We start from the raw sequence: 21,686 nt of genomic DNA on the forward strand, positions 1-21,686 counted from the left end.
GCTACTGCCGCACTGAGCGTGGCCGCACGCTACTGCCGCACTGAGCGTGGCCGCACGCTACTGCCGCACTGAGCGTGGCCGCACGCTACTGCCGCCTCCGGCGATTCAGGACGTCGGCATGAGGTCTTCAGCGAGGTCGGCGATATTGACGTACATGTCGTTGCTGAGGACGACGACCATGTCATTGGTCGGAGACGGCAGGATCATGAGCGATCCGTACCCGCCGAGCCGCCCTTCGTGGTGGATCATTCCGCCCTCGTCCTGCATGAGTCCCAGCCCGACGCCCATCCCGTCTTCGGCCAATGAGAAGTCGGTCATCTCAGCCAGGCTTTCGGCAGAGACCAGTTGACCATCGGCCAGCGCGGTGGCGAAGGTGACAAGGTCCGCGGCTGTGGAGACCATCCCGCCCGCAGCGCCTGTGGCGGTCTCCAACGCCCGGTAGGAAATACCCTCGGTGTTCCCCCCAGGCAGCGCGGGGGCGAAGCCGGTGACCGGTTCTGGCCGGTCCGGCCCCAACCCCGTATGGCCCATGCCCAACGGCTCGGTAATGCGGGCACGCAAAACCTCTGACAAGGGCTGTCCGGTGACCTCTTCCACGAGCATGCCAGCCACCAAGTAGTTCGTGTTGGAATAGCGGTGCTGGGCGCCCGGCGGTTCGAACTCGCGCTCCCCCTTGTCCAGCCGTGCCACGACCTCGGCCGCGGTCCAACTGCGGGCGAAGTCCTCTCGCACGGCCTGCTCGAAGGAGGTGTCGAGGAACTCTGGCAGGCCGCTGGAATGGTTGAGCAGCTGTCGAACCGTCACGCCCTTCGCCATCGTCAGATTGGGCAGCACGTCCGTCACCTGGTCCTCCAAACTCACGCGTCCCTCCTCGACCAGCTGCATCACCAATACCGCCGTGAACGTCTTGGTGACGCTGGCGATACGAAACACGTCGCCGGTGCTCAGCGGGGTACCGGCAGAGTCCGCGCGTCCGGCAGCGCAAAGCAGCACACCCTCAGCGGTGCCGAGCGCGACCACCACACCCCCGGACATCGACTGGGTGGCCTTCTCAAGGTGGTCCTGCACAGACAACGGGTTTGCGGTTCCGGCCGTGCTCGCCCCGCCGACGGGGGCCTCGCAGTCCAGTGGCTGGATCTGCTGCGAGGCTGCGGCACCCCCGTCCGAGGTGACCGGCCCCTCGGATGAGCACCCAGTGATCAACAGGCCCGAGGCCACCACTGCCATCCACGCCCGAATCATCAGCCGCCCACCGCCCTGAACCGTCTTCCTCGATGGTGCACCCACCGCCACACCCTGCACAACGCCTCACACGCCCGCAGCTCACGAAGGTGCCGTGCGTCCGCCTCCTCGTAGCAGCCGCCGAACCATCCGGAACTGCCGCGGGTCGGGCGCTAGGCCCAGGGATGAAGGAGTTGCGTCGCGTCCTCGGACCCGTTCCCGAAGATCACCAGTGCGGCGGCGGTAGGGTACCGGGCTACTGAGCGGTGAGACGGGTGCGCAGAGAGGGGATCGTCATGTGGGCACGTCGGCAACCACAGTCCCCGGAGTTCGACTTTTTTCAGCAGCGGGTAGGCCGCCTATTGCTGCGAGGAGAGCAGGTCGGACACGTCGCTTCTGTGCTCCTCTGGGCAGGCACGGGATTCGCCTTTCTACGCCGTGTCCCGATGCCGACGTTCGTGATCACCTGGCTAGACGGCACGCACGAGTTCTGCATCGAAGACACCGAGGCGTACGAGTTCTCCAAGGACGCGCGTGCGGGCCGAATGCGCTGGGAGGTGAAGCAGCTGCACGTCATGGCGGCTCTGGGTCTGCCGAGTGGAGCAGAGACGGACTTCACGATCTCTTGGTTGGACGAGGCGCAGTCCAAGGCGATCTGGGATGAGACCGGGATACCGGAGGACCCGCCATATTGGGAGCTCGGCCCGTGGGAAGAACCTGACTCCGACGAGCCGATGTCGGGCCCCCGACATTGAGATCGACCGGCGGCCCCGGCGAAGGTTGGTGGGTTTCACGCTCATGCCGCTGTCGGCGCGCAGCGTCCGACCATGAGTCTGGTGAGGAGGCTCGGATCGCCGTCGAGATGCGGACGGGTCTGGTCGCAACGTCACGGTTCGGTCGCGTTCTACCCTCTGTCCTGGTGCGGTCAGACGAACTGGCGCTACGTTCAGTCATGCGCAGCAGGGGAACCGCCGTCCTCGTCCTCACCGCCAGCTTCGGCCTAGCCTTCTGGCTCGGCACCGGACCACTGGCCCTGCTCTACACCCCCCACTGGGCCGCCGAGGCAATCCCCGTTCTATTTGGGCCCTTGGCCCTGATCGCGGCCCTGCTCGCGCCCCGCTCAGTGCCTTGGAGCCTTGGTGGATACGGCGTGGGAGTCATCCTCGGTGAAGTGATCGGCGAGCATACTTACGCGGCACAGCAGGCGCACTTGAACGCGCAGTTGGGCGACCCCGCGTACTTGCAGGACTGGGAACCGAGCCACCCCGGATGGTGGATCGCAACCCTTGCTTTTCTGACCCTGACCGGAACCGGCTGCTGGCGAGGGCGACGAGCCGCCCGCCGCTCGGACACAGCATCGAACCGGACTGCCGCCCTCGTCGGTTCATCTCCGGTCACTGGTCCATCCATCGCTCGCGGTTCCCGAAGGCTGCACTGAGGCCGACGTCCCGGCATCCTCTTCTGCCGCGCTCCGTCATGCGGGCAGACGGTATGCGGAGATGTGGCTGGTGCTCTCGGAGGTGAAGTCCGATCGGGCCCAGTCGGCCCACCGTCCGGCCGGTTCGAGCCCGGCGAGCTGGGCCATGAGGTCACACTCGGCCGGCCAGACGTAGCGGAAGTTGCTCGTCGAGTACCGGTATGACCCGTCGGGCTCCCTCGAGTAGTGGTGCGACGTGCCTTGCTGGGTGGTCATGTCGTAGGTGTCGAAGCCGGTGTGGCGTTCAGTGACCTCGAAGGGCACGGCCGTCTGCCCGGGCGGGAAGCGACGGATGCCCGGGACCCACAGCTCGATCACGAAGTGTCCACCAGGAGCGAGGTGGCGCGCTGCGTTACGGAAGCATGCGACGTGCTCCGCCTGCGTGCGCAGGTTCCCCAGTGTGTTGAACACGAGGTACACCAGGGAGAAGACGCCCTCTACCTGGGTGGTGGCCATGTCGCCGATAACTACGGGGATCTCGGTAGTGGATGCTTTCCGTCGCAGCTGCTCGACCATCGGTTCCGAGAGCTCGATTCCAGTCACTGGCACGCCGCGCTGGAGCAGGGGGACGGCTACCCGACCGGTCCCGATGGCGAACTCCAGCGCCTGCCCGTTTCCGGCCAGTTCGGCGAGAAAGTCCACCGTGGGGTCGAGGATCTCCGGGCTGAACATGGGCGACGAGGCGTCGTCATAGCGCCTGGCGGTACCGGCGTCCCACAAGTCACTGGAGGTCATCGCCCGAGCCTGACGAAGCGGCTCAACCTGAGCAAGTAGATATGCAAAACGTGCGGACTGCCGCGAATGGGGTCACGTCGGCCAGGCCACGCTTGCCGGAGGCCGGCATCTTGTACTGGTGGCCTCCCGTCAGACGGCAGCGTGAGTGAAGGACATTCAGCGCGCTTCACGTGGGCGCCGAACTTTGGGCAGCCACCTCGTCACCGCGTCCTCATCCGCGGTCGTCAGTCCGTGGCCGACGGGTAGCACGACCAGCGACGGTTCTGCGCCCGCGGACTCGAACTGACGCGCGAGCTCGGGTCCATCAGATGGGTTACGCCGTGCGTCGCTCTCTCCACTCACGAGGAGGACCGGATAGCCGCTCAGAGGCGGGAAGACCCTGTCAGGAAACGGGGACAACGGCCGCAGCAGAACCGCACCCGCTGACAGATCCGGGGCGCGCACGACTGCCGCCGCCGCTGCGATGGCCCCGTTCGAGAAACCGAGCAAGATCGGCAACTCGGAGTACGCGTCTTGTAGACCTTCAAGCAGGTGTTGGATGGCCGCAGCTCCGTGCTCGAGATCCTTCTCATCGAGAGTGCGGTCGGGGTTGCGGCGGAAGAAGGCGAACCCCTCCCCCCACGCGATGCGCCCCCGCACAGAAATGATCGTGTGGCCCGGGCAGGCGGCCCGGGCGAAGCTCAGAAGCGTTTTCTCGTCCTGTCCGCTGCCGTGCAGCAGGACCACAGGCGCCAGGTTCTCAGGCGTCGGCCATATCCACGAGCGCAGTTCGGTGGATTCGAGCACCACGCCATGGTGCCCCAGATGCTGAGGTTGGGGCGTCCGGACGACGACGTCAGGATCGGATGCAGTATCCGCTCCTAATGGGTTCTGCCGATGCCTCTGGCAGGCTCGGTCCTGGTAGCGGCCGGCGGGTCAGCACTCTCCGCTACTGACCCTCGAGGTCTCGCGGCAGACCGTGCGCCCGCCGGTCGTGAGGAGGCGTGACCGCTGCTGGGATGACGTGCCCCCGGATGGTGCGGGTGAGCACTTGACCATTAGGACGCCGGGAGTCTTCCGCCACGCTGCCGAGCAGAGGTCGCGACGAGGCGAGGGAGAACGGTGCGATGTTGTTCGTGGGTGATGACTGGGCCGAGGACCACCACGACGTCGAGATCGTCGACGAGCACGGGAAGGTGCTGGCGCGAAGACGACTACCCGAGGGGCTGGCCGGGGTGACGCGGTTGCACACGCTGCTCGGCGAGCACGCACCACCGGAGTGGGCCGACCTTGACCCGGCCAGCGCGGCCGCCCAGGTGGTGGTCGGCATCGAGACCGACCGTGGCCCGTGGGTCGGGGCGCTGGTCGCGGCCGGGTACACCGTGTACGGGTTGAACCCGATGTCGGTGGCCAGGTACCGGGAGCGGTACTCGACCTCCGGGGCGAAGTCGGACACCGCGGATGCTCACCTGCTGGCCGAGATCGTCCGCCTGGACCGGGCCCACCACCGCCCGGTCGCCGGCGACAGCGCCACCGGGGAGGCGGTCAAGGTGAGCGCACGCGCCCACCAGTCGCTGATCTGGGACCGGACCCGGCACGTGCTGCGCCTGCGCTCGGCGCTGCGGGAGTTCTTCCCGGCCGCGATGAGGGCGTTCGAGGGGCTGGACGCCCCGGAGGCACTGCAGCTGCTCGCCCTGGCACCGGACCCGGACACCGCCGCCAGGCTGTCCCGGGCAAAGATCGTCCGCGCGCTGACCGCCGCGAACCGTCGCGACGTGACCACCCGCGCCGAGACGATCCGGGAAGTGCTGACCGCACCCGAGCTGCGACGACCTGCCCCGGTGCAGGACGCCTACGCCGCGGTCGTGGCCTCCGAGGTAGCGCTCATCACCGTGCTGAACACCCAGATCGAGCGGCTCGGGCAGGTGGTGGACGAGCATTTTGGCCGGCACCGGGACGCTGACATCTACACCAGCCTGCCCGGTCTCGGTGTGATCCTCAGCGCCCGGATCCTCGGTGAGTTCGGTGACGACCCCGACCGCTACGCCGACGCCACGTGCCGCAAGGCCTACGCCGGCACCGCGCCCATCACCCGCGCCTCCGGCACCCGAAGTGGTCCTGGCCAGGTACGCCCGCAACCGGCGCCTCGGCGACGCCGTCCAGCAGTGGGCCTTCTGCTCCATGCGCGGATCGCCCGGTGCCCGCGCCTACTACCAGTCATTGCGTGCCCGCGGCATCGGTCTCCAAACCGCGCTCCGCCAGCTCGCCAACCGCTGGGTCGGCATCCTCCACGGCTGCCTCCGGCACCGCACCTTCTATGACGAGAACACCGCCTGGGCCCACCACCTCAGCACCGCGGCTTGACACCGCCAGAACCTGTGATGTCTGCCGCTGTGAACGCGTAGCGTCCGACCATGCCGCTTGCGGCACGTTGCGTCCGGGGCAACCCAGTTGGTGTTCTAGCTCAATTTACGGGAGGGATCCGTCGCAGTTTCTTGCGCAAATGCGGACCTGAGAGAGGGGTCGGCGGGTGCGGCGAGGGGGAGAGCGACTGCTCCGACGAGTGCGGCGAGGGCAGACTCTTTGTGCGTTCGAGCCCCGTGGCCGCTGCCGGACCGTCGACAGGTCGCTCGGGCGGGAGTAGCCTGAAAACTACGCGGCGTTCGCCGTGCAGGGCGGAAGGAATGCACTGATGCTTGTCATCCTCGGCCTGGTTCTCCTGCTGATCGCCCTGATCGTTGGCATCGCAGGGGTACTCACTAACAGCGATCCACTGACCGACGCCTTCTCTGTGTTCGGTTTCGCCGTCGACGGTACGACGGGGACGCTCTTCCTCTATGGCATCGTGGTCGGGGCAGTGGCGATGCTGGGCCTGAGCCTGGTCCTCGCTGGCGCGAGCCGATCCTCGCGCCGCGGTCATGACGCTCGCCGTGGGCTCAAGGAGTCCCGCAGGGAAACTGCTTCGGCGGTCCACGAACGGGACAACATGCGCGATCAGCGGAACGTCGCACGCGGGGGCAGTTCGACCTGACGCGTCGAGCGTGGGCCGCACGCGAGGGCCTCAGTCCGTGGGACGCGCCGGCTCGAACACGCAGAGCTCGGGCGGTTGACACCTCCGTTCATCCAACGTGTCCGGACGGTGGATGAACGGTGTCAGTGTGTGCCTAGCGCGTCCCGCGCCGCCGGTGCCCCAGTTCATCACTGATGGGCGCCTGCACCGGCAGACTCTCGTTAGTCCCGACGCACGAAGCGCCTCCATCGGTCGGCGCCGACGGCGAGTGCGTGCTCGACCCGGTCGTAGAGGGCCCCTCTAGCCTGACGACGATTGACGCGGCAGCCAGCACGCGGCGCGTGTCAGTCCTTCGCCTCAGGCGCGTCGTCTTGGCTCACCCACCAACGGTGACCGCCACGACCCCACCGCTCATCTCCGAGCGGCGGGCCAGGACGAAGGCGTGCCCAGAGATGAATCCGCGCAAGTGTCAGTACTTCTCAGGTGCATCCGCTCATGTAGCCGCACTGCGGACGCGGTAGCGTCCGCTCCTGCCGCTGACGGGATGGGCCGGACTCGTCGATGGACGCGCCGGCACCGGCGAAGCGGCATGTCCTGTCACACTGCTGTCGGGCGGTCACCGGAACGGCTTCGGGCGGCTTGCCGTGGCACGAGAACCAGCTGACACCGTTGAAGTCTCCTTCGAAGGTGCGCTAGCCGAAACGCGGGCCTCCCCATCGTTCGGCCCCTCGCCGACGCAGTTGTCTAAACATTTCACCCAGTGCGACTCCCGGACGTTGAGTTAGTGATTGTGCAGTGGAACCAGCTGGGCCGTTGCTCCTCGGAGGGTCGGCCACTGGCGTTGCAGCATCTGGGCCGGAGCGGGCCAGCCTGGTCCTCGGGGTGCTGGAGGCAGGGGCCGAGAAGATCGTGAGTGGAGGGAGGCTGACAAGCGCCGAGTTGCGGTCTGAGCGAAACAGCGCTGACTTGCCGCAGCATGTACTGGTGTGAGTCCTGATGCGGAGCACTTCGAGGGCGTCTTCCGAGCGACGTACGTGGACCTGACCCGGTTCGCGGCTCGTCGCGTGGAGTTGTCTGTCGCCGAGGATGTCGCGGCTGATGCCTTTACGGTCGCGTGGCGACGACGTGGCGACCTGCCGGACGACCCCGGTCAGGCACGGGCCTGGCTGTTCGGTATTGCGCGCAACCTCATCCTGGCCCGGCACCGACACGTCCGTCGTGACCAGGCGCTCACCGTCCGACTCATAAGCCACGATCGCGCCTGTTCGACAGTTCCCGGGCACGAAGCTGGCGTGATCGCGGGCGCGGACCTGGAAGCCGCATGGACCCGGTTGACCACGGCCCAGCAGGAAACCATCGCCCTGACCGTGCTCGACGGGCTCAGCAGCCAGCAGGCGGCCATGATTCTTGGCGTCTCACCCGTGGCGTATCGCCTGCGGTTGATGCGGGCGCGGCGTGTGCTCGGGGCCCACCTGCGGGTGTCCAAGGACCCGGCTCCCCCCACCACCGCCCGTCAGCAGCACACTCCACCGGACACCTACCAGAGCGAAGGGCGTTGACATGACTCTCGAGGACCGCATTCGTGAGCTGGACCCTGGGCGCCACGTCGACGCCGACCTCGCGGAGGGAGCCCGGGCCCGCAACCTCCTGCGCGAACTCATCCGCGAGAACCCCCACTGGGCCTCAAGCAGTTATACAGATTCTTCCACGACACCAGCGCCTCGAACCCTGGCCCGCACCCGCTGGCTGGTGGCCGCTGCGGCCGCCAGCCTGGGCGTGACCACCTTCGTCCTGCTCGACTCTGATGAGGGTGCCTACGCCTCGTGGACCGCCTACCCCAGTGGTGTTGCTGCCAGCACTGACAGCGCCGGGGCGCAGTGGTGTGCCACCTGGTGGCGAAGTGGTCCTGAGACCGTGGGCACCGACCTCCACCCGGTTCTGACCGAGCAGCGGGGCGACCTCACACTGGTCGTCGGTGAGGGCACACGGGGCCACGAGTCCACTTGCCTGGTGGAAACCAGCGCAGATGACCCGGAGGCCATTGGGGCCGTCGCCGCTCAGGCACATCCCGGACCAGCGCAGCCATCCCAGCGTTCCATCACCCTGACCCTCTACGACACCATATCCACCGGGTCGAGCAACCCCTCGCCCGACGACGTCGTCGAGGCGATCTCAGTCACAACCGGACGCGTCGGTACCGACGTCGCCCGGGTCGTCGTGAACACGCCCTATCTGGGTCCAGTCCAAGCAAGCATCGTGCATGACAGGTTCGCCGCGTGGTGGCCGTGGGAGAAGGCCTGGTCCGACAGCGGATACCCAGCCCTGACGTTCGACCTCGAGCTGAAGGATGGAACAGTGCTGGAGAAAGTGCCACTGAGCCAGGTGGACGATCGACCGAACGTCCCGTAGTCGCCTCACCGAACGCACTCATCTGCCGCGAACCGGTCGCTCCAAAACCGACTCTGGGTGTTCCGCGGAACACCCCTTGCCGCGTGGGGATGGTCGCAAACGGGGTGTCACTCGCCGTAAGCGGCGTCAAGGGCGCTTCGGAAGGCGGTGACCTCGTCGGGTTCACCACTGAGGACCCAGAAGCTGATCGTGTCGGCGTCTTCGAGCTCCCAGGCGATTCGAAGCGAACCAACACTCAGGTCGCCCGCGTCATCGGTCAGTGCGCCTGAAGGCATGCTCACGAGCTGTTCGAAGAGGTCTCGGTCGACGGAAGCGGAGAACAGGTCAGCGGGCGCTGTTGGTGGCCCGCTCTCTGGCGCAGCGCTTGACGTGAGCGGCGCGCGCTGCAACGTGAAAACCTCGTAGTCATCCATCATCGGCTCGTTGAGGACTGGCACGAGGGCGACGAGACCGTGTCGTTTAGCAGCAGACTGCCAGCTCTTGTTGCCGGTGAGGCGAACGAGGACGCCGTTGGTTCCCGCGCCGGCCACGGATAAGGCACCTTCTTGACGTTGCTGCCGGCCTGGGAGCGGCTCGGCCAGTTCAAACTCGACGTCCAAGTCGGAGCGCAGTTGCTCTAGCAAAACCGGGGGCAGCGCATCGGGAGCGGTCCTGATTACAGCCACCCGTTGGTCGAGCACGTAGACGCACGAGGCGATCTCCTCCTGGCCCAAGCCCATGCGGGCGACACTAACGTTGATGGCTCGAACGCGCACTCATCTGCCGCACTGAGCGTGGCCGCACGCTACTGCCGCGTGGAGCGTGCGCGCACGCTGCCGTGTGCGGTGCTGTCATCGCCTGCTGGCTCAGCTCAGTCTGACGAGTCCGTACCCTTGTGAGATGCAGGTTGTGATCGTCGACGGGGCCAATGTCGTGGGCAGTCGCCCTGACGGCTGGTGGCGTGATCGAGCAGGCGCAGCCCGGCGGCTTCATGATGCTCTCTCAGCCACCGACCTGGCCGGCCAGGACGAGGTCGTCTTGGTCCTCGAGGGAGACGCCAGGCGTGGCCCCCGTGCCGGCCAGGAAAGACGCCTACGCACGGTCCATGCCGCAAAGTCGGGCGACGACGCCATCGTTGAAGAGGTCAAGAGTGAGATCGCCATCGGCGACGGGCGCGGAGTCACTGTGGTGACCGCCGACCGGGCGCTGCGCGACCGGGTCGAGGCGGCCGGCGCCAGCAGCAGAAGCCCGCGGTGGCTTCTCGATCAGCTGTGACCGAGCAGCCGCCAGGACGTCCCTAAATGCCGCCAACATTGACGAGACTGAGCGCCCTGGTGCTGAGTCTGGGGGCGGGCGACGAGGTAGCCTCGGATCGTGTCGAGCAAGGCGGATCGGCGAGCTGCGAGGGAGGCCGTCGCTGCCTATCACGAGGCCCAGTTAGCCCGATTGCTGCACCGGGTCGGTGAGGCCATCGATGCCTTCCGGTCGGACCAGCTGGACGCCTTTGAGGTCGACCAGGTGCTCTTCCAGTACTCGCGGGCTGCCAAGGAGTTGTGGAAGTTCTGCAACATCGGGTCGGTCGAGTTGACTGCGTCCCTAGTCAACCGCAACGAGCCTTCGATCGATTGGTGGGATCGTGGCGCACCAAAGGGGCGATGATCCTCCAGTCAGAGGAGCCATCCCTGCGTCCGACTTTGCAGGGTTGAGGCAGTAGGCGTCCGACCGCGGACCTCGAGCCATACGCGACGGTCGCGTGGCAAGGTGGTTACGTGGCGCAGGTGGAGAGGTTCCTTCTCGAGGGCTGTTCCTTCGATCCGTTGTTGGATGATGAGGAACAGCGGGAGCGGGTCCTAGAAGCTGATCGGCGCGGGCTCGTAATGCTCCTTGTCACCGAACTGACGTACCAGGACCTGTGGGCGATCAAGGACGACGCCCGGCGTGAGAAGCTCCTCGCGATTGTGGAGCAGATGTCACCGCTCGTCGTGGGGCTGCCCGCTGTAGTAGTGGACCCAGGTACCAAGCGGGCGCGCCCGACCTACCCGGGTGCTGTCTACCCTGTGGGCGAGGAAGATGCTCTCCTTCTGAGGAGGCTAGGCCTCAGTCAACGAGCGGATGCCCGCCAAGCTGTTGCGGCCCACTGGGCTGGCGCTTGCCTGGTCACAGACGACCAGACCCTCGTTCGCCGAGCGCGGGCAGAGGCGATACACGCCATGTCGACGTCCGAATTCACCGCCGAGATCGCGCGGTTGCTTGGAGCGGCCGCCAAGAACTGAGCACCCTGTTTTGCCGCTGGTCGCTCGGCGGTTGCGCTGGGGACCCGAGTCTTCGGGCGTGGTTGGGGCCATGAACCCCTTCCGCCGCACCTTCGTTACATGTAACGTGGTGGGTATGACGGTAAAGCATCGAGTCAGCGAGTACCGGCGCAGGATGCGCGCACGCGGCCTTCGACCTGTGCAGATCTGGGTGCCGGACGTTCGTAGCGAGCGCTTTGCACTGGAAGCGGAACGTCAGGCGGCCCTGGTCGCCAGGGCGGACGAGCAGTCCGATGACCAGGAGTTCGTCGAAGCCGTCACCGCCCCCTGGGACGAGGAGTGAGGCGCGGCGAGCTGTGGACCGTCGCCGGGGGTGTCTACGCCTCCAAGCCGAGGCCCGCGCTGATCGTGCAGGACGACCTCTTCGAGGGCACTGCCTCGGTGACCGTGGCGCCCCTGACGACGACCCTGGTCGACGCCCCTCTGCTTCGCGTACGCGTCGCCGCCGATGATCTCACCGGTCTTCAGCACGACAGCCAGGTCATGATCGACAAGGTCACCACAGTCCGCCGCGAGAACGTCGGTACGCGCGTTGGCCGCCTGGCGCCTGAGAGTCTCGTGGAGGTCGAGCGCGCCCTGATGGCTTTCCTCGGCCTGGCTAGGTAGCTGAGGAGCGAGACCACTGCGAACGTCCGCATTTGCCGCCGCGAGCTCATCCGTAGTGGTACCGACAGGCGGCGATCCGAACCTCATCCCCTGCGAGCTTGTACACCAGGCGGTGCTCATCGGTGATGCGACGCGACCAGTAGCCGGCGAAGTCGTGCTTGAGCGCTTCCGGCTTCCCTATTCCCTCGTTGCCGTTCCGCTGGATGTCCTTGAGCAGCAGGTTGATGCGCTTGAGGACCTTGCGGTCCTGCGACTGCCACCAGAGGTAGTCCTCCCAGCCGTTCTCGTCCCAGACCAGGAGCACTCGGTCAGTCCGTCTCGAGCAGCTGGCGCGTCTGCCCCCGGCCCGCCTCGAGGCGCTCCATGGCATCAAGCAGCCGCCGGGCGTTGGCGGGTGAGCGCATGAGGTAGGCCGTCTCGCGCAGTGACTCGTAGTCCGCCAAGGAGACGATGACGACCGGTTCATGCCCCGCACGGGTGATCACGACCTCCTCGCGGTCATCCGTCACGCTGTCGAGGACCTCCGCATACCGGGCTCGCGACTCGGTGTAGCTCATCGTCTTCATGTCGACCTCCTGTACAGATAACCGTACGTCGTCGGGACGCGTGCGTCAACGCTTGGCCACAGGCCCCACGACCGTTGAGTCCGTCGCCTCGGGACGCCGCCGCTGATCCCTTGGATGGGTCGCCGGTCATTGGGCCGGTAGAGACCCACCACGGACCGCGCCCATCCGACACGTATCCGACACGCGGGAGAAACAACTCACGGCCTGCCCCAGCGTTTCCGCTGGTCAGGCCGTGATCGGTGGTGTGGACGTGAAGGGACTCGAACCCCTGACCTCTCGCGTGTGAAGCGAACGCTCTAACCAACTGAGCTACACGTCCAGGCACGCCCTGCGGGCGCGAGGACACACTTTAGCGGCCATCACCCCCCGGGCGAAATCCGGGTCCTCACGGGTCCAGGTCCTCGGCGCTGCGGCGGGTGAAGACGTCCTGGGCCAGCCGGGCGACTGGCCCGGGACTCTCCCCCAGCACCCGGGCGGCCACCGGCGGGGCGGGCAGGGTCACACCGGCCGGCGTGCTGGCCGGACCCGTCACCTCCAGCCGGGTCACCGCGCACACGTCGCGCACGCTGGAGGTGATCCACACCTCGTCGGCGTCGTCCAGGATCGTCATCGGCAGGTGGTCCTCGACCACCTCCAGCCCCTCGTCGCGGAGCCACTCGATCGTCAGCTCCCGGGTGACCCCCGCCAGCGGACCGCTGCGCAAGGAGGGCGTCATCACCACCCCGTCCAGGACGACGAAGACGTTGGACCCGGTCCCCTCGCACAGCCAGCCGCCCGTGTTGGGCAGGAGCGCCTCGCTCGCCCCGACCCGCGCTGCCGCCGCCAGGGCGACGACGTTGTCGGCGTAGGAGGTGGTCTTGAGGCCGGCCAGCGCCCCGACGTCGTTGCGGGCCCACGGGACGACGGCGACGGTCGCCACCCGCGGAGGGCGCGGGACCTCCGTGGCGGTCACGAGGTAGGTGGCACGGCCCGGCTCGCGGGCGCTGCCCAGCGGCCCGGGACCGGCTGTGACGGTGTAGCGCAGCCGCCCGAACGGCAACGGCCCCAGCGACAGGACGGCGTCGATGCCCTCTTGGAGCCGGTCCCGGTCCAACGGGGGCAGCCCGAGACCGGCGAGCGAGCGCTCCATACGCTCCCGGTGCCGGGTCGCGGCGAACAGGTGGCCGTCGACGAGCTTGCCCGTCTCGAAGACGCCGTCCCCGACCGTGATGCCGTGGTCGAGCGCGCTGAAGGACGGCTCGTCACCGACGACCCGCCGCCCGTCGACCCAGACCCGTACCTGTGGCACCGCGGAACCCATGCGCCCCACTCTGCCACCTGGCAGGTCCGCCCCGGGGGCGGCCCGGCCGCACGGCTAGGGTGGCGCTCGTGGCGACAACGCTCTACCTGTCCTCGGCCGAGACCCAGTCCGGCAAGTCCGCCCTCGCCGTCGGCCTGCTGGCCGAGCTGTGCGCCAGAGGGGGCAGGGTGGGTGTCTTCCGCCCGGTGGTCGGCGACACGGCCCACGACCCGCTGCTGGAGCTGCTGCACCCGATGTCCACCTCGCCCAGCAAGATCGGCGCCGCCGTCGGGGTCACCTACGACGACGTGCACCACCGGCACGACGCGGCGGTCGGCACGGCCGTCGAGCGCTTCCACGCCTACGCGGCCGACCACGACACGGTGCTGGTCGTCGGCTCCGACTTCACCGGGGTGCCGGCACCGACCGAGTTCGCCGTCAACGCCGCCGTGGCCGCGCACCTCGCAGCACCCATGGTGCTGGTCGTCCCCTGCTTCGACCGGTCTGTGGAGGAGAGCGTCACCGCCGCGCAGGTCATCGTGCACGAGGCGCGCAGCCGGCACGCCGAGGTCGCGGCGGTCGTGGCCAACCGCGTCCCGGACGGCCAGGCCGAGGCCGTGCGCGCGGGCGTCGTCGAGCGCCTCGTGTCCGAGACCACGCCGACCGGCAAGCGCCGGGGACGGGTCTCCGGACCCGTGCCGGTCTTCACCCTGCCGGACGACCCGCTGCTGAGCGCCCCCACCGTGCGCGACCTCATGACCGTCGTGGACGGGCGGCTGCTGCTCGGGGAGGAGAAGCTGCTCGACCGCGAGGTCACCGGCATGGTCGTGGCCGGCATGACGATGCCGCACGTCCTGGACCGGCTCACCGAGGGGTGCGCGCTGATCTGCGCGGGCGACCGCGAGGAGGTGCTGCTGGCCAGCCTCCTCGCCCATCGCTCCTCCACCTTCCCCTCGCTGTCCGGAATCGTGCTCAACGGTGGGTTCCTGCCCAGCGAGCAGGTGCACCGGCTCGTCGAGGGTGTCGGTGTGGAGCTGCCGATCGTGCACTGCAGCACCGGCACGATGGACACGGCCACCGCCATCTCCCGGGTGCAGCCCCGCATCGGCCCCGGCTCGGCACGCAAGATCGAGCGCGCCCGAGCCCTGGTGCACCAGCACCTGGACATCGACACGCTGCTGCCGGCCGACGGCCACCAGCCTCCTCCCCCGCCCGGCGGTCGGGTGGTCACCCCCTTGATGTTCGAGCACGAGCTCACCGCCCGCGCCCGCGCCGCGGACGCCCACATCGTGCTGCCCGAGGGCACGGAGGACCGGATCCTGCAGGCGGCCCACACCCTGCTGGCCCGCAGAGTCGCCCGGATCTCGCTGCTCGGTGACGAGAAGGCGGTCCGTGCCCGCGCCGCGGCGCTCGGCCTGCACCTGGACGAGGCTGCGGTCGTCGACCCGCAGACCAGCCCCTGGCGCAAGGAGTTCGCCGAGGCGTATGCCGAGCTGCGGGCGCACAAGGGCGTCACCCTCGACCACGCCCACGACGTGGTCGCCGACCCCGCCTACTTCGGCACCATGATGGTCCGGGCGGGCCGCGCCGACGGGATGGTCTCAGGGTCGGTCACCACCACCGCCCACACGATCCGGCCGGCCCTGGAGGTCATCCGGACCGCCCCGGGCGTCTCGGTCGTCTCCAGCGTCTTCTTCATGGCCCTGTCCGACCGCGTGCTGGTCTACGGCGACTGCGCGGTCAACCCGGACCCGACGGCCGAGCAGCTCGCCGACATCGCCATCTCCTCGGCCGGAACGGCCGCGAAGTTCGGTGTCGAGCCGCGGGTGGCGATGCTGTCCTACTCCACCGGAGGCTCCGGCTCGGGCGCCGACGTGGACAAGGTGCGCCGGGCGACGGCCATCGTCCGCGAGCGTGAGCCCGACCTTCTGGTCGAGGGGCCGCTGCAGTACGACGCGGCCGTCGACCCCGGGGTCGCGGCGACGAAGATGAAGGGCTCCCCCGTCGCCGGCCACGCGACGGTGCTGATCTTCCCCGACCTCAACACCGGCAACAACACCTACAAGGCCGTGCAGCGCAGCGCCGGCGCGGTCGCCATCGGACCCGTGCTCCAGGGTCTGAACGCCCCGGTCAACGACCTGTCCCGCGGTGCCACCGTGCGCGACATCATCAACACCGTGGCCATCACCGGCATCCAGGCGAAGGGCTGACATGACCACTGCGCACACCCGGCGCGTCCTCGTCGTCAACGCGGGCTCCTCCTCGTTGAAGTACCAGCTGGTCGACCCGGACACGGGACGCTCGGACGCCACCGGGCTGGTCGAGCGGATCGGCCTGCCCGCCGGGCGCGCACGCCATACCTGCTCCTCCGGCACGCACGTGCACGAGCTGACCGTCCCTGACCACGCCCGGGCCATGGAGCTGCTGCGCGACGCCTTCGCCGAGCACGGACCGGACCTGGCCGAGGTCGAGCTCGTCGCGGTCGGTCACCGCGTCGTGCACGGCGGTGCCGACTTCAGCGAGCCCACGCTGATCACGCCGGCCGTGGTCGACGCCGTCCGCCGGCTCATCCCCCTGGCGCCCCTGCACAACCCCGGCAACCTCGAGGGCATCGAGGTGGCCCAGCGGACCTTCGCCGACGTGCCGCAGGTGGCCGTCTTCGACACCGCCTTCCACCAGACCATGCCGGCCGAGGCCTCCACCTACGCGGTGCCGCGCGCGTGGCGCCTGCAGCACCGGGTCCGCCGCTACGGCTTCCACGGCACCTCCCACGCCTACGTCTCCCGCCGCGTCGCCGAGCTGCTGGGGCGCCCGGTGGAGGAGGTCCGCTCGGTCGTCCTGCACCTGGGCAACGGTGCCAGCGCCACCGCCGTCGACGGTGGCCGCAGCGTCGACACCTCCATGGGGCTGACCCCGCTGGAGGGTCTGGTCATGGGCACCCGGCCCGGTGACCTCGACCCCGGCCTGCCGCGTCACCTCGCGGAGGTCGCCGGCATCAGCGTCGAGGACTACGACCGGGCGCTGTCCAAGGAGAGCGGCCTGCTCGGCCTGACGGGCTCGGCCGACATGCGCGAGGTCATGGAGCGCCGCGAGGCCGGTGACGCCGACGCGGCCCTGGCCTTCGACGTCGTCGTGCACCGGCTCCTGCACTACGTCGGAGGGTATGCGGCCGTGCTGGGCCGGCTGGACGCGCTCGCCTTCACCGCCGGCATCGGCGAGCACAGCCCCGAGATCCGGGCCGCGGTCCTCTCCCGGCTGGCGGGCTTCGGGGTCGAGCTGGACGAGGCCGCCAACGCCTCCGCCGACGGCGAGACCCTGATCACCACCCCCGGCAGCAGCGTGGCGGCGTTCGTGGTGCCGACCAACGAGGAGTGGGAGATCGCGAGCCAGGCCGCCGAGGTCGTCGGGGCGGGCTGAGGCGCTGCTGCCCGGCCGAACGCCCCCGGCGTCCTCAGGCGAGGTCGACGACCAGGGCGACCGCCCCCAGCAGGACGGCGAAGCGCAGGGTGCGCCCGACCGCGATGCAGGTCACCGTGGCCCACCGGCCCGCCCGCAGCTGGCCGGCGATCGTGGGGGCGACGGCCAGCGGAGGCAGCCCGGTCAGCGCCGAGGCCAGCACCATGACCAGCACCAGACGCGGCCTGCGCTCGAAGGCCGCCAGCCAGCGAGTGTAGGAGGCCTTCACCCGCGGACGTTCGAGCCAGTCGCGGAACCGCTGCGAGCGGTGGGCCGCGACGCCCACCTCGTACCAGGCCAGCTTGCCCACGGCGTGGCCCACGCCGGCGAGCGTCGCGACCAACCACAGCCCGACCCCGCCCCCGACCAGCCCGAGCCCGGCCAGATAGGCCTCGATCGGCACCACCTGCGTCACCGCCGAGACGACCGAGACGCCGAAGGCGCTCACGGCGGCGAGCACGGGGTCCACGGGCACACGGTGCCACACCTGCCTGGGCGCTCGCCGAGCCGCCGGGGGCCCTGCGTCGCTACAGTGGTGAGGTGCCTCCCCGGCACCACCGGCTCGATCCCGACGGACGGAAGGCCTGCCACGGCGACGTCCTTGACCCCAGCGGCCCGAGCAGCCGTCCGACCGCGTGCGCGGCTGCTGGGGATCGACGCCGCCCGCGGGCTGGCCATCATCGGGATGATCGTCGTCAACGTCGGACCCACCAACGCCGAGTCGGTGCCGGAGCGGCTCTACCTGCTGCCCTTCGGTCGTGCCTCCGTGCTCTTCGTCGTCATCGCGGGCCTCGGGATGGGCCTGTTCCTGCGCAGCCGCAGCGGGACCGGGCTGTGGGGCCCCCTGCTGTGGCGCGTGCTCCTGCTGCTGTCGGTCGGCCTGGTGCTGCAGACGGTCACCGACAGCGTCAGCGTCATCCTCACCACCTACGCCCTGCTCTTCGTCGTGGCACCGCTGCTCCAGCGGCTGTCGCTGCAGGGACTGGGGGCTGTCGCGCTGGCGATACTGGTTGCCGGTCCGGTCTGGATCGTGGCGGACGACGTCACGAGCCCCGGTGAGCACGCCAAGGTGGGGGTCAGCCTGACGACCCCGCCGTCCGAGGCGCTGCACTCGCTGTTCCTCTCCGGGCCCTACCCCCTCGCCAGCTGGACCGTGCCCTTCGTCGTGGGGCTGGCCCTCGCCCGCGTGGACCTGGCCGACCGCGGGGTGCTGCGTCGGCTGGCCGTCGGCGGCGGCGTGGCCGCGGTCGTCGGCGCGCTCGTCGCCACCGTGTCCTACGACCTTCTCGGCCCGCGGGCCGACACCGGGTGGCTGCGGCTACTCACCGGGGCCGCGCACGGCCAGATGCCGCTGTGGCTCGTCAGCGCCACCGGCAGCGCGATCTTCGTCGTGGCGGTGTGCGTGCGGGTGGGGCAGGCCGCTCCCCGGTTGCTGCGCTGGCTCGCGGTCCTGGGCACCTACGCCCTGACCGTCTACGTCGCCCACGTGCTCGTGCTGGCGGTGGTCAAGCCGCCGGACGGCCTGCCCTCCTTCCTGCTGGGAGGGTCCATCAGCGCCGGCCTGGTCGCCACGTTCCTGCTCGCCTCGCTGCTGTGGGCGCGGACCGGCCGCTCGGGGCCCCTCGAGTGGGTCCTGCGCCACCCCTGGCTGCGTCACCCCGACGCGTGGGGCCGCACCGCCGGCGAACGGACCGCACGGTGAGGCCCGGACGCCCGGTGCGGGCCGGCCTCCTCGCGGCGCCCCTCGTCGTCATGCTGGTCGCCTGCACGGGCACGGGCACCGACGGCACCGTGCTCCCTCCCCCCGGGGCGACGTCGGCGCCGGCACCCTCGACCCCGGAGACGGTAGCCACGTCGACGCCGCCCGCGCCGACCCCCGACGACGCGTCGCGGACCAGCGAGGCCCCGGCGGCCGACCCCGAGCCGGCGCTGGGGGCGGCGGGGGTCTCCGCGGGCCACCCCCTTGCCGCGGACGCGGGTATGCAGATCCTCGAGCAGGGGGGCAGCGCCGTCGACGCGGTGATCGCCGCCGCGTTCGCCGACGCCGTGATCCAGCCCGTCACCTCCGGGATCGGCGGAGGAGGCGCGGCCCTGGTGCTCGTCGACGGCGAGGTGACCAGCTACGACTACCGGGAGGTGGTCAACGCCGAGGGGGACATCCCGTCCACGGGCGTCGGCATCCCCGGGTTCGTCGCCGGCATGGCACGGCTGCACCGGACGCACGGGACCCTGCCCTGGCCCGCGCTGCTCGCACCGGCGGTCGAGCTCGCCGAGGAGGGTGGGCCGGTGTCAGGCTTCCTCGCCATGACCCTGTCCATCCCGACGGGTCAGCAGTACACCGCATCCCTGGAGCACTTCCGGCGCGCGGACGGCGCGCCCCTGCGCGAGGGCGACAGGCTCGTGCAGCAGGAGCTGGCACGGACGATGCAGGTGCTGGCGGACGAGGGTCCCGAGGCGTTCTACGAGGGAAGCCTCGCCGAGGCCCTGCTCGAGGAGCCAGGCATCGACGCCGGCTCGCTGGCCGCCTACGAGGTGCAGGTGGCCGAGCCGGCCTCCGGCCCGGTCGACGACCACGTGCTGGTCTCGGCGGCCCCAGCCCTGCCCGGGGCCGCTCTGGTGCAGCTGGTGCAGCTCGCCGAGGCCGGCGGCATCGGTGAGGTGGCCCCCTACTCCCCCGACTTCGTGCGGCTGCAGTCCCAGGCATGGTCGGTCGCCGAGCGGTCGGTGCGCGAGCTCTTCGGCGACCCGGCCTTCGTCGACGTGCCGGTGGACAGGCTGACCGACGCCGGGCGCAACGCCGCGATCGCGGCCGAGGCGGTCGGCGCGGGGCTGCCCCTGGGGGCCTCCGGCTCCGACCCGTTCCGTGGGGGCGGCAACACCACGCACATCTCGGTGGTCGACGAGGACGGCGACGCCGTCTCGATGACCAACACGATCACGCACTACTGGGGCAGCGGCCGCTACGTCGACGGCTACTTCCTCAACGACCACCTGACCCGCTTCACCGACCTGAGCAGCCCCGGCAACACCCCCGCGCCGGGGCGGCGCTCGGTGAGCTGGAGCGCACCGTCCATGCTTCTCGACGGAGAGGGGCGCCCGGTCCTGGTGATCGGCACGCCCGGCGGCCAGCAGATCCCCAACACGATCGCGGCCGTCGTCCTGCGCCGGCTGCTCCACGACGAGCCGCTCGAGGACCTGGTCGCCGCGCCGCGGTTCATCTACACCGGCGGGGAGCTGGTCCTCGAGACCGACGACAACGCCGCCGAGCTGCGGGAGATGGGGTATGCGGTGCGTGTGGTCGACCCTGCGCTGCGCAGCGACTTCGGCTCGGTCAACGCGCTCGAGGTCGACTGGGACGCGAGGACCGTCAGCTCGGTGGCGGACCCGCACCGTTCCGCGGGCTTCCGGGTCACCGGGCCGGCCGGCTCCTGAGCCGGGGGCCTGCGGCTGCCAGGGCCGCGAGCGCGGTCGCCGCGACGGTGACGACGACGAGCAGGCGGTAGTCGACGACGACCAGCAGGGCCGCCGCCATGGCGGTGGTCGCGGTCTGGGGCAGGTTGACGGCGACGTTGGCCGCCGCGTTGGTGCGTCCCTGCAGGCGGGGCGGGGTGAGCCGCTGACGGATGACCATGAAGGCGACCACCGACCAGGTGACGCCGAGGCCGAGGACCACCAGCCCGGTGACGACCAGGGCCACGCTGGAGCCCACCACGGGCGCGATGCCGAGCGCCATCAGCGCGGCACCGACCGCGAAGACGCGGCTCTCCCCCCAGCGCCCGATCACCCACGCGGCCGTCAGGCCACCGGTCACGGCCCCGATGCCCTGCATGCCCACCAGGGCGCCCAGCGCGGAGGCCGGCAGCCCCAGTCCCTGCTCCAGCGCCGGGAAGACCGCCGCGTTGACCAGCCCCGTGGCGGCGCACACCACCGCGAGCAGCAGCGTGAGGCGCCCGAGCAGCGGGGTGCGCGCCAGGTGCCGGAAGCCGGCGGAGACCTCGTGCAGGTAGGAACCGCGGTCGGCGGCGGCCTCCGGCGCCGACTCGACGACCCGCACGGTGACCAGCGCCAACGCGGTCAGCAGGAAGCACGCCGCGGTGACCAGGACCACCGCGCGCGGGCCCGCCAGGGCGTAGAGACCGGTGCCGAGGACCGGTGAGACCAGCCGCAGGGACTGGTCCACGGAGGTCAGCAGACCGTTGCCGGAGGCGAGGTGCTCGTCGGGCAGGATGTCGCGCAGGAGGCCCGCCTGGGCCGCCGCGCTGAGGTAGCCCATCGCCCCGTAGGCGACGACCACGGCATACAGCAGCCACAGCCAGGACGCGGAGTCCACCAGCAGCAGGGTTGCCACGACCACGGTCACCAGCACGTTGGAGCCGATGAGCAGCCGGCGCCGGGAGAGCCGGTCCGCGACCTGGCCCAGCACCGGGGCCGCCACCGCGGGCAGCCCCAGCATGACGAAGACCATCGCCGCCGCCCCGTCGGAGCCGGTCAGCTCCTTCACCCAGACGGCCACCATGAGGTAGAGGGCGCTGTCGGCGAGGTTGGTGAAGACCCACGCCAGCGTCAGCCGACGGAACGCCGGGTGCACCCACGCGGCGGGGCGGCGGGAGTACCAACGCGTCGCACCGGCGACGGTGACGGGGGCCGGGGCGGCCAC

The 21,686-nt window shown here is 69.8% G+C and carries 23 protein-coding genes and 1 tRNA gene; 14 read left to right on the forward strand and 10 right to left on the reverse strand.

The genetic code is table 11. The annotated features are described in order from the left end of the window. Positions 1–105 precede the first annotated feature (105 nt). Complete coding sequence (locus K330_RS22580; protein ID WP_156875734.1) at positions 106–1,287, reverse strand: serine hydrolase domain-containing protein; 1,182 nt, start codon at positions 1,285–1,287, stop codon at positions 106–108. 380 nt (positions 1,288–1,667) lie between these two features. Between K330_RS22580 and K330_RS0107495 the strand changes: the two genes are divergently transcribed. After that, positions 1,668–1,976 carry a hypothetical protein gene (locus tag K330_RS0107495; RefSeq protein WP_156875735.1) on the forward strand — a complete coding sequence of 103 codons (309 nt, stop codon included), beginning with the start codon at positions 1,668–1,670 and terminating at the stop codon, positions 1,974–1,976. 719 nt (positions 1,977–2,695) lie between these two features. Here the strand turns inward: K330_RS0107495 and K330_RS0107500 are convergent. Further along, positions 2,696–3,433 (reverse strand): class I SAM-dependent DNA methyltransferase, encoded by a 738-nt coding sequence (locus K330_RS0107500; RefSeq protein ID WP_022921222.1) that lies wholly within the window; start codon positions 3,431–3,433, stop codon positions 2,696–2,698. Positions 3,434–3,589: 156 nt separating this feature from the next. Then, positions 3,590–4,219 (reverse strand): alpha/beta hydrolase, encoded by a 630-nt coding sequence (locus K330_RS0107505; RefSeq protein WP_156875736.1) that lies wholly within the window; start codon positions 4,217–4,219, stop codon positions 3,590–3,592. Between the two features lie 329 nt (positions 4,220–4,548). Between K330_RS0107505 and K330_RS19910 the strand changes: the two genes are divergently transcribed. From K330_RS19910 to K330_RS0107525, 4 genes are all read left to right on the forward strand, one after another. Further along, positions 4,549–5,733: an IS110 family RNA-guided transposase gene (locus K330_RS19910; protein ID WP_229665788.1), complete on the forward strand. Its 1,185-nt coding sequence runs from the start codon at positions 4,549–4,551 to the stop codon at positions 5,731–5,733. A gap of 371 nt (positions 5,734–6,104) precedes the next feature. Beyond that, positions 6,105–6,443 carry a hypothetical protein gene (locus K330_RS19915; RefSeq protein WP_022921224.1) on the forward strand — a complete coding sequence of 113 codons (339 nt, stop codon included), beginning with the start codon at positions 6,105–6,107 and terminating at the stop codon, positions 6,441–6,443. Positions 6,444–7,408: 965 nt separating this feature from the next. Further along, complete coding sequence (locus tag K330_RS19920; RefSeq protein WP_022921225.1) at positions 7,409–7,981, forward strand: RNA polymerase sigma factor; 573 nt, start codon at positions 7,409–7,411, stop codon at positions 7,979–7,981. 1 nt (position 7,982) lies between these two features. Next, positions 7,983–8,831 (forward strand): hypothetical protein, encoded by an 849-nt coding sequence (locus K330_RS0107525; RefSeq protein WP_022921226.1) that lies wholly within the window; start codon positions 7,983–7,985, stop codon positions 8,829–8,831. A 107-nt stretch (positions 8,832–8,938) separates the two neighbouring features. Here K330_RS0107525 and K330_RS0107530 read toward each other — a convergent pair whose 3' ends face one another. Next, positions 8,939–9,550, reverse strand: a complete 612-nt coding sequence (locus K330_RS0107530; RefSeq protein WP_022921227.1) for a hypothetical protein — start codon at positions 9,548–9,550, stop codon at positions 8,939–8,941. 160 nt (positions 9,551–9,710) lie between these two features. Here K330_RS0107530 and K330_RS0107535 point away from each other — a divergent pair, with 160 nt between their 5' ends. The 5 genes from K330_RS0107535 (at position 9,711) to K330_RS0107555 (ending at position 11,728) form a co-directional block, all read left to right on the forward strand. Continuing rightward, positions 9,711–10,085 (forward strand): NYN domain-containing protein, encoded by a 375-nt coding sequence (locus K330_RS0107535; protein WP_022921228.1) that lies wholly within the window; start codon positions 9,711–9,713, stop codon positions 10,083–10,085. Between the two features lie 99 nt (positions 10,086–10,184). After that, positions 10,185–10,469 carry a hypothetical protein gene (locus K330_RS0107540; RefSeq protein ID WP_022921229.1) on the forward strand — a complete coding sequence of 95 codons (285 nt, stop codon included), beginning with the start codon at positions 10,185–10,187 and terminating at the stop codon, positions 10,467–10,469. A 110-nt stretch (positions 10,470–10,579) separates the two neighbouring features. Continuing rightward, complete coding sequence (locus K330_RS0107545) at positions 10,580–11,083, forward strand: hypothetical protein (RefSeq protein ID WP_022921230.1); 504 nt, start codon at positions 10,580–10,582, stop codon at positions 11,081–11,083. A gap of 70 nt (positions 11,084–11,153) precedes the next feature. Continuing rightward, positions 11,154–11,405, forward strand: coding sequence for an antitoxin MazE-like protein (locus K330_RS0107550; protein WP_229665787.1), 252 nt, complete (start codon positions 11,154–11,156; stop codon positions 11,403–11,405). Beyond that, a complete protein-coding gene (locus K330_RS0107555; RefSeq protein ID WP_022921232.1) occupies positions 11,402–11,728 on the forward strand; it encodes a type II toxin-antitoxin system PemK/MazF family toxin in 327 nt (108 codons plus the stop codon). The genes K330_RS0107550 and K330_RS0107555 overlap by 4 nt, the downstream gene beginning before the upstream one ends. A 46-nt stretch (positions 11,729–11,774) precedes the next feature. Here K330_RS0107555 and K330_RS0107560 read toward each other — a convergent pair whose 3' ends face one another. From K330_RS0107560 to K330_RS0107575, 4 genes are all read right to left on the reverse strand, one after another. Beyond that, on the reverse strand, positions 11,775–12,032 hold the full coding sequence (locus tag K330_RS0107560) for a Txe/YoeB family addiction module toxin (protein ID WP_022921233.1): 258 nt from the start codon (positions 12,030–12,032) through the stop codon (positions 11,775–11,777). 4 nt (positions 12,033–12,036) lie between these two features. After that, a complete protein-coding gene (locus K330_RS0107565) occupies positions 12,037–12,294 on the reverse strand; it encodes a type II toxin-antitoxin system Phd/YefM family antitoxin (RefSeq protein ID WP_022921234.1) in 258 nt (85 codons plus the stop codon). A gap of 245 nt (positions 12,295–12,539) precedes the next feature. Beyond that, positions 12,540–12,613, reverse strand: a tRNA-Val gene (locus tag K330_RS0107570). Positions 12,614–12,679: 66 nt separating this feature from the next. Beyond that, positions 12,680–13,594, reverse strand: coding sequence for an aminotransferase class IV (locus K330_RS0107575; protein ID WP_022921235.1), 915 nt, complete (start codon positions 13,592–13,594; stop codon positions 12,680–12,682). A gap of 68 nt (positions 13,595–13,662) precedes the next feature. On the opposite strand from K330_RS0107575, the gene pta reads away from it, so the two are divergent. Further along, positions 13,663–15,783 (forward strand): phosphate acetyltransferase, encoded by a 2,121-nt coding sequence (gene pta, locus K330_RS0107580; RefSeq protein ID WP_029202432.1) that lies wholly within the window; start codon positions 13,663–13,665, stop codon positions 15,781–15,783. Between the two features lies 1 nt (position 15,784). Beyond that, the gene (locus tag K330_RS0107585) at positions 15,785–16,990 is read left to right on the forward strand and encodes an acetate/propionate family kinase (protein ID WP_022921237.1); all 1,206 of its coding nucleotides are present in this window, start codon (positions 15,785–15,787) and stop codon (positions 16,988–16,990) included. A 34-nt stretch (positions 16,991–17,024) separates the two neighbouring features. Here the strand turns inward: K330_RS0107585 and K330_RS22585 are convergent, their stop codons facing one another. After that, a complete protein-coding gene (locus tag K330_RS22585) occupies positions 17,025–17,498 on the reverse strand; it encodes a hypothetical protein (RefSeq protein ID WP_156875737.1) in 474 nt (157 codons plus the stop codon). Between the two features lie 132 nt (positions 17,499–17,630). Between K330_RS22585 and K330_RS19930 the strand changes: the two genes are divergently transcribed. Continuing rightward, entirely contained in the window at positions 17,631–18,731 is a 1,101-nt protein-coding gene (locus tag K330_RS19930) for a DUF418 domain-containing protein (RefSeq protein ID WP_022921239.1), read from the forward strand. Continuing rightward, positions 18,728–20,461, forward strand: coding sequence for a gamma-glutamyltransferase (locus K330_RS0107600; RefSeq protein ID WP_156875738.1), 1,734 nt, complete (start codon positions 18,728–18,730; stop codon positions 20,459–20,461). The genes K330_RS19930 and K330_RS0107600 overlap by 4 nt, the downstream gene beginning before the upstream one ends. On the opposite strand, the gene K330_RS19935 is transcribed toward K330_RS0107600, so the two are convergent. Then, positions 20,439–21,686, reverse strand: a complete 1,248-nt coding sequence (locus tag K330_RS19935) for an MFS transporter (RefSeq protein ID WP_022921241.1) — start codon at positions 21,684–21,686, stop codon at positions 20,439–20,441. The two genes, K330_RS0107600 and K330_RS19935, sit on opposite strands and share 23 nt — an antisense overlap.

Origin of the sequence: Ornithinimicrobium pekingense DSM 21552 (assembly GCF_000421185.1) — a bacterium.
Classification (GTDB): domain Bacteria; phylum Actinomycetota; class Actinomycetes; order Actinomycetales; family Dermatophilaceae; genus Ornithinicoccus; species Ornithinicoccus pekingensis.

Bases quoted from the DNA above. Each gene is read 5' to 3' on its own strand.
- K330_RS0107575 (WP_022921235.1), bottom strand. From the start codon at position 13,594: ATGGGTTCCGCGGTGCCACAGGTACGGGTCTGGGTCGACGGGCGGCGG.
- K330_RS0107530 (WP_022921227.1), bottom strand. From the start codon at position 9,550: ATGGGCTTGGGCCAGGAGGAGATCGCCTCGTGCGTCTACGTGCTCGAC.
- K330_RS0107500 (WP_022921222.1), bottom strand. From the start codon at position 3,433: ATGACCTCCAGTGACTTGTGGGACGCCGGTACCGCCAGGCGCTATGAC.
- K330_RS0107565 (WP_022921234.1), bottom strand. From the start codon at position 12,294: ATGAAGACGATGAGCTACACCGAGTCGCGAGCCCGGTATGCGGAGGTC.
- K330_RS0107525 (WP_022921226.1), top strand. From the start codon at position 7,983: ATGACTCTCGAGGACCGCATTCGTGAGCTGGACCCTGGGCGCCACGTC.
- K330_RS19915 (WP_022921224.1), top strand. From the start codon at position 6,105: ATGCTTGTCATCCTCGGCCTGGTTCTCCTGCTGATCGCCCTGATCGTT.
- K330_RS0107585 (WP_022921237.1), top strand. From the start codon at position 15,785: ATGACCACTGCGCACACCCGGCGCGTCCTCGTCGTCAACGCGGGCTCC.
- K330_RS0107535 (WP_022921228.1), top strand. From the start codon at position 9,711: ATGCAGGTTGTGATCGTCGACGGGGCCAATGTCGTGGGCAGTCGCCCT.
- K330_RS0107550 (WP_229665787.1), top strand. From the start codon at position 11,154: ATGAACCCCTTCCGCCGCACCTTCGTTACATGTAACGTGGTGGGTATG.
- K330_RS0107495 (WP_156875735.1), top strand. From the start codon at position 1,668: ATGCCGACGTTCGTGATCACCTGGCTAGACGGCACGCACGAGTTCTGC.